Below are 8953 nucleotides of genomic sequence, written 5' to 3' on the forward strand. Positions count from 1 at the left end.
ATTAAGAAGATATTTTAAGATAACAAAAAACGGGTATGTATTGTTGTGTCCGCTTTATTGTTCTTAATAATGGCGTATTTAGGGTTGATGCTGTAAGGCACGGATTATGATGTCTGCAGCATAGGGGATTTACTCAATCAAGGGGGAACCATGATGGAAAGCAAAACGATTTACATCACCTTGGAAAGAGGTGATTTCGAGTGTTAAGTATAATTGTAGGCTTAGTGTTGCTGATGGCTTTAGCTTATTTGGGATGGTCCATCATTTGGGTGGCCCCGCTGGTGGCTGGAGTTGTAGCATTGATGAGCGGATTGGATGTATTTGATACGTATACCGGAACGTATATGACCGGCTTGGTCGGGTTCGTTCAGAAGTGGTTCCCAATCTTCTTGCTCGGAGCGATTTTCGGAAAGTTGATGGAAGAAACAGGTGCAGCGAAATCCGTTGCGAAGAAGGTAACGCAGATCATTGGTAAAAAGAGGGCGATTCTTGGAGTACTGATCGCTTCCGCTTTATTGACTTATGGCGGAGTTAGTTTATTTGTGGTCGTATTTGCCGTTTATCCGATCGCGCTTGCGTTATTTAAAGAAGCAAACGTTACGAGAAGGCTGCTTGTTCCCACTTTTGCGCTTGGGGCATTCACCTTCACGATGACGGCTATACCGGGTACACCGCAAATCCAAAACCTGATACCGATGGAGTATTTCCATACGACGCCAACTTCAGGGATGATCATTGGGATCGTCACTTCATTGATCATGGCAGTTGGCGGGTATTTCTGGTTATCCTATAGAGAAAGATCTCTTTCTGCTAAAGGAGAAGGATTCATCGAATCGGATGAATCGGTTACCGGTTCCGAGCAAGATGAAAAAGTACCGAATTGGTTATTGTCTTTAGTTCCGCTGCTAATTGTTGTCCTATTGCTCAACGTGGTGAAATTAGAACCCATTTATGCATTATTATTAGGGGTTCTGAGCATTATGGTCATCAATATCAAGGATTACAAAAAGTTCATTTTCTCAGTTAATGAGGGAGCGAAAGGATCAGTGATGGCCATCCTGAATACGAGTGCCGCTGTTGGATTCGGGGCTGTCATTGCAATTATACCTGCATTTGACAACATCACTTCATGGCTGCTGAATATTTCGAGCAATCCGCTCGTTGCTGAATCCCTTGCCGTACAAATCATGGCGATCATCACCGGTTCCGCTTCAGGCGGTATGGGTATTGCACTTAATGCCCTTGGCGATACTTTTTACAGCTTGTCCCAATCGACGGGAATCAGCCCGGATGTATTCCACAGAATGGCGGCAGTCGCTTCAGGTGCATCCATTTTCCCTAATAATGGTGCTCTATTAACACTATTGGCGGTTACAGGATTAACTCATAAAGAAACATATAAAGATGTTTTCGTGGTTGCGTTCATCATCCCGACCATTGCCATGATCGTCGGCATCATAATGGGTGCCATCGGTATCGTTTAATGAATATCGATGATGCCAAAAAATTAGTTTACTCTAGGAGGAATTCATAATGGTTGAAAATAAAGTCGTTATTATTACAGGTTCTGCACGCGGTATTGGATTTGAAATCGGTAAGCACTTCGCTGAAAGTGGAGCCAAAGTGGTTCTTTCCGACATTAATGAAGAATCGGTGAAAGAAGCTGCAGAATCATTGAAAAAACTTGGTTTCGATTCAATTGGAATCAAAGCAGATGTAACAAAAGAAGAAGATATCGTAAATATGGTGAAGGAAGCTAAAGAAACGTATGGTTCGATTGACATCGTGATTAACAATGCCGGTTTGCAGCATGTATCACCAATCGAAGATTTCCCGACTGAAAAATACGAATTGATGATCAAAATCATGTTGACAGCGCCGTTCATTCTAACGAAAGCCGTGTTCCCGATCATGAAGGAACAAGGTTTCGGCCGCATCATCAACGTCTCTTCCATTAACGGTGTTATCGGGTTCGCAGGTAAAGCGGCCTATAACAGCGCAAAACACGGAGTGATAGGTTTAACGAAAGTTGCTGCTTTGGAAGGTGCAGAACACGGTATTACGGTTAATGCTTTATGCCCTGGATATGTGGATACTCCACTTGTTCGCGGACAAATGGCAGACTTGGCGAAAACACGCAATGTACCGCTTGAAGATGTATTGGCAGAAGTCCTTCTTCCATTAGTGCCTCAAAAACGTTTATTGGATGTTAGTGAAATTGCTGATTATGCATTGTTCTTAGCAAGCGATAAAGCGAAAAGCGTAACAGGTCAAGCTGTTGTCATTGACGGCGGCTACACAGCACAATAATAACTATTTATAACAAAATAAAGGTGAACCTTTCTGACAAATTTTAATCTGGCAGAGAGGTTCACTTTTGGCGTATTTTTAACTAGTTTGGGGAAATTATTCAAACTTGGAATATATGTTTAAGGGGGACTTTCATGGACTTAATGATCATATTGCTGGCATTGGCACTATTGATGTTTGCAGCCTACCGTGGCTATTCCGTCATTTTATTTGCACCAATCTTTGCACTTTTACCGGTCTTCTTCATTGACCCGGGTAATGTTTTGCCGTTCTATTCCGGCGTCTTCATGGAAAAGATGGTCATTTTCATAAAAAACTATTTTCCCGTCTTTTTATTAGGGGCCATATTCGGGAAGATCATCGAAATGTCGGGAATCGCCGAATCGATTGCGAAGACGATCGTCCGCTTGATCGGTGCCAAACAGGCGATGCTGACGATCGTCCTTTTGGGTGCAATTTTAACCTATAGCGGCGTGAGTTTATTTGTGGCGGTTTTCGCCATTTATCCTTTTGCCGTTCAATTGTTCAAGCAAGCCGACATACCTAAAAGGCTTATGCCGGCTACCATCGCACTTGGGGCATTCACGTTCACGATGGATGCATTGCCGGGAACTCCGCAAATTCAAAATGTCATTCCAACGTCCTTCTTTGGGACAAACATATATGCGGCTCCGATCCTTGGAATCATAGGGGCCATCTTTGTCTTATCGGTTGGATTGGCCTACTTGGAAAGCAGAAAGAGGCGAGCCAAAAAGGCGGGTGAAGGCTATTATGGACTTTCAGGGGAAAATGCCGCTGTTCCTGAACAGGAAAAAGGGGAGCCAGTCCCTGATTTACATTCAAACCAATCTGTATTACGGCAGATTTTAGCATTCGTTCCGCTTGGATTGGTTGCCGTCATGAATAATTATCTGTCTAAAGCCATACCGAAATGGTATCCGGATGGATTTGATTTTTCTGCAATGGGGTTAGAGAATTATTCCGTTGATGTTGCGGCAAATGCTGCAATCTGGTCGGTGGAGATTGCACTGATCGTCGGAATCATCACAGCCCTTGCCTATGATTGGAAACGAGTGACGAAAAACATGAAAGAAGGGCTGAACAACAGTATTGGCGGCTCATTGCTTGCCGTCATGAACACTGGTTCGGAATATGGATTCGGCGGAGTCATCGCTGCCCTTCCAGGATTCGCGAAAATCAGTGATGGAATATCCGGTGTGTTCTCGAATCCGCTTGTCAACGGTGCTGTCACAACCAGCGCACTGGCAGGCATAACAGGATCGGCCTCCGGGGGGATGGGGATTGCATTAAGCGCAATGGCCGATAAATACAATCAAGCAATCGCTGCGGCCAATATCTCACCCGAAGTGATGCACCGAGTAGTCGCCATGGCATCAGGCGGCATGGACACACTTCCGCATAACGGGGCCGTCATAACCCTGCTTGCCGTCACAGGATTGACGCATAGACAATCGTATGGCAGCATCTTCATGATCACCGTCATTAAATCATTGGCTGTCTTTGTCGTCATTGCCCTCTATACTTGGTTTGGTATTATTTAAAATGATGAATTCACGATATCGATGAAAACACAGGTTTATCTCCGAAAATGGAGATATATCGACGAAAACTACAAGTTTATCTCCGAATATAGAGATAAATCGACGAAAACTACAGGTTTATACCCGAAAATGGCTATATACGAGTAAATCCCCAAAACCTAAGGTAATACCATAAATAAGGCTAGTGAGGTATCCACACTTGATGTGTGGGTACCTTTTTTTATACATTTTGCAATTTATAAATTATAAAATGTAATATATATATTGCAAAAAGTAAAATAAATCATATAATAAGGGTAAGCGGTGGAATTAAATGGAGGTCGATTGATGATGGGTTTATTTAAACGAACGAAAAAAATCACGGATGAGCGGGTTGAGCATGTAAGAAATAAAATTTATAAAGAAATGTACCACGTCATCTTGGCCATTTGCCTGGTGAGTGCACTTTTCAAACTATATAAATATGGTGCAGGCAGCGGGGAGTTATATCTGGAATTCGTGATCCTTGTTGCAGGAGGGCTGTATTACTTAGCTCGTTCCATTTTCTTAGGTGTATTCTGGGATGAAGTGGAGATGCATGACCGCACAAGCAAAACTACGATGAGCAGGAAGACGATTCTTGGGTCGGTTATTTTTGCACTCATCATCGCTATATTCATGGGGGTGAATAGTGCTGTATCCTATGCGGATGGCAGTTCACAGGGCGTATGGTATTTTGTATTGGTATCGTTTGTATCCGTTATGATCTATTTGCCGATTTTACTTTTGTTTTTTGGCGGTATATACTTGCTGGCGAAGAAGATCGGAATGAAAAATAGCGAAGATAATAAGAAATTGTAGGTGCCTTCCCTTGAAAAATATAAAACTGAAGCTTGCGAGAGTAGAAAAGGACTTGTCACAAGATGAACTGGCCAAAATTGTCGGCGTTTCCAGGCAAACGATAGGATTGATTGAATCAGGAAAGTATAATCCCTCCTTAAGTTTGTGTGTCGGTATTTGTAAAGCATTATCGCGTACATTGGATGATTTGTTTTGGGAGGAAGACTGATTAGGGATATCCATTGATTTGGATATCTTTTTTTTAGGAATTTATCATCAAAAAATGGGGGAAGGTATAGCATGTAAGAAAAAAATCTAACATTCGAGAGGGATGGTTTGATGGATCGTACGATTGGTTACTTACGTGAGATATTATCTAACTATACGGACCAATATCCTGAAGCACAGGAAATTTATAATAAAATCAAAAGCGGGCATTTTCATTCTGAAGAAGAACTCGTCAATAAGCTATCCGGAAGGGAAGCCAGCCTCCTTAACCATATTCTTCCTAAGGAAATCAAGCATGCGAAGGAAGCGAGTGATACGGAACGGGTCACGCAATTATCAGAGGTATATGAACTGATTCTTATATGATAAAACCTTGTCCATGAAGTTCATGGACAAGGTTTTGTTGGTTTTTTTATTCCATTTCACTAAGTGAATCCATATGACTGGCGATCATGGCGATGATCGTGCTTGCTTCTTCCTTACTGAAAATGAAATTCGTTTCATCCTTTATCAGGTCATCATCCGCTGTCCGAATCCGGTTGATCCGTTTCAGCACACCATCACCTGTTTCCTGAACGATACCGAATTGGTAGGTGACCTCCACTTCATTATCCTGGATATAGGCGGTCACTTCAGGCGTTTCCCATTCTACATCGATTTCGTATATATCGGAACCCTCGCCGTCCGGATCATACAAATCATCATTTTCATCATCCATATCATATTCGTAAGCATAATCAACATCATCCTCTTCCAAATAGTTATGGAAGCTCTCGTGGACAGCATCGACGATATCTTCAATGTCTGAAAGGATGACCTTGCTGATCTGCCCTAAATCCGGCTCAAATGATTCCATATAAAATTCTTCATTATACGGATCAAAAAACAGCGTGGAAAAATAATCCCTTTCATTGTCATCCAGCTCTGTATAAAACTCGATCCGTGGATGCTTCGACCCGCGCTCCACGATCATACTGCCATTACGATCGTATTTCTCACAAATTGATTGAAGATGATCCTGCAATTCCCCGCTAACTCTGTCAAACCATTCTAATGACATTCCACATCCACATCCTTTCGTGATTATTATTTCCCAGAAAACACGAACATGACGTGCCATTTAAAGCCAAATGCCATTTATCTTCCCACCAAAAAATCAGTTATAAAAAAATAATTCAAAGGGAAAATAAGCTGAATAGCAAAAACGGTATTTCCAACGGGACGGGCTTTAGGCTCAGTAATTGCTGCAACAACGAATTGGCATTTTTAATCTTCCCTATACCTTTCAATAATGAAGTCAATAAAATATCTGCTTGCTATTGGCAATATCCTTTTATCCTTGTATGCCAAAGTAATTGTCCGAATAATGGAGGGAGAGATAGTTTTCGTTACAATATTATAGGGACATTTATTTAAGAGAAGTTTCGGTAAAATCGAAATGCCAAGCTCTTGCTCAATCATCGACATAATCGCATAGGGATCAAATACTCGGTATTGTGTATCAGGTTCAAAATTGTACTGTTCAAAACCTATTAATGGTTCATTTATAACTCCCTCATCCAACAGAATATAAGGATCTTTTAGCAATTCTTTCAATGATACTTTTGTGGAGGATGCTAAAGGATGATTCATTGGCATTACAGCCAGCATTTCATCTTTCTGCAGGGGTATCGTAGTTAGGTCAGAAACATTTGAATTCACAAAGCCAAAGTCTACGCTTCCTTCTTTAATCCAATTTGAGATTTCCGTATAATTTCCTTGATGTAATTCGAAATGGACAGTTGGGTAAAGTTCCTTAAAATCTTTGATCATTCCCGGTATCCAATGACATGTAACACTGGAAAAGGTGCCAATTCGAATAAGGCCGCTTTGCAGTCCCTCCATTTCTTTGTGCTTTTCAGTCAGTTCCCTATGTGAATTACAAATCTTCCTGATAAATGGCAAAAATTCCTCGCCATCTGGTGTCAGTGTAATGCCCTTTCGAGAACGTAAAATAAGAGTGGTGGAAAGTTCCTCCTCTAATGAATGCACCATTTGGCTAATGGCTGACTGAGTATAGCCAAGTTCTTCGGCAGCTTTTGTGAAACTGCCTGTTTCTATGGTTTTGATAAAAGCATAATACGAATTCAACCCCACTAACCCCCCTATGCATTAGTGATTCTAATAGAACTATTATAAAAATTGGTTTTACTAATGTAAATGGAAGAAATAAAATTATAGTTGTGAAGAATTATTTGGTCAGGAGTTGAAGTAGAAGAATAATGAGTATTAACGTTAAATACCGAAATATTATTTATGCATTTTTTATGGCTTTTAGTATGTCCTTTTTTATTTCATTTATATTAGTCTCAATAAATAGTGGTTATGATCATATATTCTTATCTACATGGTTAAAAACTTGGTCACAGGCTTTCATCTGTGCATTCTTTGGAGCTTACTTTTTTCCGAGAGTAATACAACAAATGATGAGAAGAATTAATTTTGTAGAAAAGCCGCCAATAATCGAGAAAGATTAGTAAGAGAAGAAGACAATGGATAATGTTTTAATGGATTTCCTGAAAAGTAGTAAAAATATGGATTTTGCAGAGCTGCCCGAACGATGGGGAGCTTTTTATTCGTTTCCCTGAAAAATTTCAGGACCATGCTACTTTCATCCCATAAAAGTTTATATAGAGTGTGAAAGGGGGTGAGTGTTATGGCAAGTCAGATTCCAGTTTCAAGTACGTTGCGGATCGATTTTGAGACGGGGTTAAATGAAAAAGGGGCTCTCGTTTTCAAGCGGAGGGCATTTTCGAACATCAAGTTCGAGGCGACGGCGGATCAGTTGTTTTCGGCAGCTGTTTCAATTGCAAGTGTGCAGAATCATCCAATGGGTGAAGTGACCCGGATGGATACGTATTCATTGATAGGCTAAACGGTTTTGATGTCGTACGAGGGGGAGGTGATTTGAAATGGCTAAAGTACTGGAATTGATTTTCGTTACGGAGGAAGGAAAGTCAGCGACGATTTCCGTTGATAATCCGAAGGAGCCGGTAGAGGTAAATACGGTTAAACTGGCAATGGAAAAAATCATTGCGGGGAACGTGTTCGTTACATCTTCCGGGGATTTCGTCGATTTGAAGGCGGCGCGCCTTGTCGAGCGGAATGTCGAGGAAGTGGAACTTATCTGATGCAAGGGACTTGTTGGACACCCTGGAAGTGAGGTGAATGAAAAGTGGATCAAATCCTGCCATTTGTCAGTGATATTGGGTTCCCGATCATTGTTACCCTTTATTTGCTTCATAGGTTTGAAACGAAATTGGATACTTTGAATGAAACCCTTGTAGAGCTGCCAGATCGCCTGCGAGAAGGGATTCCCAAGTCAGGTTAAGGATAAGAGGGAAGCATCATGGGTGATATCATTCATGATGCTTTTCCTTTTAAATGGTAAAGTTTTAATAGATTCTAGTTTCATATCAAAACTATCGGGTATACATAAAACTGTAGCTAGTTCATCAAAAATCCCAAACAATAAGGAGGAGTTTTAATGACTAACAACAATGAAAAAATGAGCAGGGAAGAAGCTGGCCGCAAAGGCGGGGAAGCAACAGCAAAAAAACATGATAAGGAATTTTTCCAAGAGATTGGTCAAAAAGGCGGAGAGGCCACTTCCGAAAATCATGATAAGGAATTCTATCAGGAAATTGGCAAAAAGGGCGGAGAGGCTCGAGCAGATCAACGTGATGGGTCCGATGACTGAAAAATGAGCAAGGAAGAAACAGGACGCATTGGCGGAGAAAGAAGTCGCGGCTAAATAAAGGAAGCGACCTGAAGCATTTAGCTGATTCTAGTTTTATAGCTGTTCAAGCGGGTACATGATATATGTGGCTAGTTCAATGAAAATCCGAATAATAAGGAGGAATTTTTAATGACTAACAACAATGATAAAATGAGTCGTGAAGAAGCAGGCCGTAAGGGTGGAGAAACAACAGCGAAAAAACATGATAAGGAATTCTATCAAGAGATTGGCCAAAAAGGCGGAGAAGCAACATCCG

General features: G+C 41.2%; 12 protein-coding genes and 2 pseudogenes. 12 read left to right on the forward strand and 2 right to left on the reverse strand.

The features are described 5' to 3' along the window. Positions 1-200: 200 nt before the first annotated feature. The 6 genes from ACFRAK_RS23970 to ACFRAK_RS23995 all read left to right on the forward strand — a co-directional run bounded on the left by ACFRAK_RS23970 (position 201) and on the right by ACFRAK_RS23995 (position 5285). Complete coding sequence (locus tag ACFRAK_RS23970; protein WP_387704933.1) at positions 201-1484, forward strand: GntP family permease; 1284 nt, start codon at positions 201-203, stop codon at positions 1482-1484. A 49-nt stretch (positions 1485-1533) separates the two neighbouring features. Next, on the forward strand, positions 1534-2310 hold the full coding sequence (locus tag ACFRAK_RS23975; protein ID WP_387600440.1) for a 3-hydroxybutyrate dehydrogenase: 777 nt from the start codon (positions 1534-1536) through the stop codon (positions 2308-2310). 134 nt (positions 2311-2444) lie between these two features. After that, on the forward strand, positions 2445-3872 hold the full coding sequence (locus ACFRAK_RS23980) for a GntP family permease (protein ID WP_387704931.1): 1428 nt from the start codon (positions 2445-2447) through the stop codon (positions 3870-3872). Between the two features lie 327 nt (positions 3873-4199). After that, positions 4200-4712: a DUF6773 family protein gene (locus ACFRAK_RS23985; RefSeq protein ID WP_387600446.1), complete on the forward strand. Its 513-nt coding sequence runs from the start codon at positions 4200-4202 to the stop codon at positions 4710-4712. A gap of 10 nt (positions 4713-4722) precedes the next feature. Further along, positions 4723-4920, forward strand: coding sequence for a helix-turn-helix transcriptional regulator (locus ACFRAK_RS23990; RefSeq protein WP_063235187.1), 198 nt, complete (start codon positions 4723-4725; stop codon positions 4918-4920). 110 nt (positions 4921-5030) lie between these two features. Then, positions 5031-5285: a sigma-G-dependent sporulation-specific acid-soluble spore protein CsgA gene (locus tag ACFRAK_RS23995; protein ID WP_387600450.1), complete on the forward strand. Its 255-nt coding sequence runs from the start codon at positions 5031-5033 to the stop codon at positions 5283-5285. Between the two features lie 46 nt (positions 5286-5331). On the opposite strand, the gene ACFRAK_RS24000 is transcribed toward ACFRAK_RS23995, so the two are convergent. Together ACFRAK_RS24000 and ACFRAK_RS24005 are read right to left on the reverse strand one after the other, a co-directional pair. Beyond that, the gene (locus ACFRAK_RS24000) at positions 5332-5979 is read right to left on the reverse strand and encodes a hypothetical protein (protein ID WP_387600453.1); all 648 of its coding nucleotides are present in this window, start codon (positions 5977-5979) and stop codon (positions 5332-5334) included. Between the two features lie 206 nt (positions 5980-6185). Beyond that, entirely contained in the window at positions 6186-7049 is an 864-nt protein-coding gene (locus tag ACFRAK_RS24005; protein WP_387600456.1) for a LysR family transcriptional regulator, read from the reverse strand. 131 nt (positions 7050-7180) lie between these two features. On the opposite strand from ACFRAK_RS24005, the gene ACFRAK_RS24010 reads away from it, so the two are divergent. From ACFRAK_RS24010 to gsiB, 6 genes and pseudogenes are all read left to right on the forward strand, one after another. Further along, positions 7181-7435, forward strand: a complete 255-nt coding sequence (locus ACFRAK_RS24010) for a DUF2798 domain-containing protein (RefSeq protein WP_483878288.1) — start codon at positions 7181-7183, stop codon at positions 7433-7435. Positions 7436-7614: 179 nt separating this feature from the next. Continuing rightward, the gene (locus ACFRAK_RS24015; RefSeq protein WP_387600459.1) at positions 7615-7833 is read left to right on the forward strand and encodes a DUF1659 domain-containing protein; all 219 of its coding nucleotides are present in this window, start codon (positions 7615-7617) and stop codon (positions 7831-7833) included. A gap of 37 nt (positions 7834-7870) precedes the next feature. Continuing rightward, positions 7871-8089 (forward strand): DUF2922 domain-containing protein, encoded by a 219-nt coding sequence (locus ACFRAK_RS24020; RefSeq protein WP_053536155.1) that lies wholly within the window; start codon positions 7871-7873, stop codon positions 8087-8089. Between the two features lie 44 nt (positions 8090-8133). Beyond that, complete coding sequence (locus ACFRAK_RS24025) at positions 8134-8289, forward strand: YvrJ family protein (RefSeq protein ID WP_387600463.1); 156 nt, start codon at positions 8134-8136, stop codon at positions 8287-8289. A 156-nt stretch (positions 8290-8445) separates the two neighbouring features. Next, positions 8446-8643 (forward strand): annotated as a pseudogene (locus ACFRAK_RS24030) (KGG domain-containing protein); the annotation flags it as partial. Between the two features lie 183 nt (positions 8644-8826). Then, positions 8827-8953 (forward strand): annotated as a pseudogene (gene gsiB, locus ACFRAK_RS24035) (glucose starvation-inducible protein GsiB); the annotation flags it as partial.

The sequence above is a fragment of the Peribacillus sp. NPDC056705 genome, from assembly GCF_043656335.1.

Bases quoted from the DNA above. Each gene is read 5' to 3' on its own strand.
- ACFRAK_RS23975 (WP_387600440.1), top strand. From the start codon at position 1,534: ATGGTTGAAAATAAAGTCGTTATTATTACAGGTTCTGCACGCGGTATT.
- ACFRAK_RS23980 (WP_387704931.1), top strand. From the start codon at position 2,445: ATGGACTTAATGATCATATTGCTGGCATTGGCACTATTGATGTTTGCA.
- ACFRAK_RS23985 (WP_387600446.1), top strand. From the start codon at position 4,200: ATGATGGGTTTATTTAAACGAACGAAAAAAATCACGGATGAGCGGGTT.
- ACFRAK_RS23995 (WP_387600450.1), top strand. From the start codon at position 5,031: ATGGATCGTACGATTGGTTACTTACGTGAGATATTATCTAACTATACG.
- ACFRAK_RS24000 (WP_387600453.1), bottom strand. From the start codon at position 5,979: ATGTCATTAGAATGGTTTGACAGAGTTAGCGGGGAATTGCAGGATCAT.
- ACFRAK_RS24010 (WP_483878288.1), top strand. From the start codon at position 7,181: ATGAGTATTAACGTTAAATACCGAAATATTATTTATGCATTTTTTATG.
- ACFRAK_RS24015 (WP_387600459.1), top strand. From the start codon at position 7,615: ATGGCAAGTCAGATTCCAGTTTCAAGTACGTTGCGGATCGATTTTGAG.
- ACFRAK_RS24020 (WP_053536155.1), top strand. From the start codon at position 7,871: ATGGCTAAAGTACTGGAATTGATTTTCGTTACGGAGGAAGGAAAGTCA.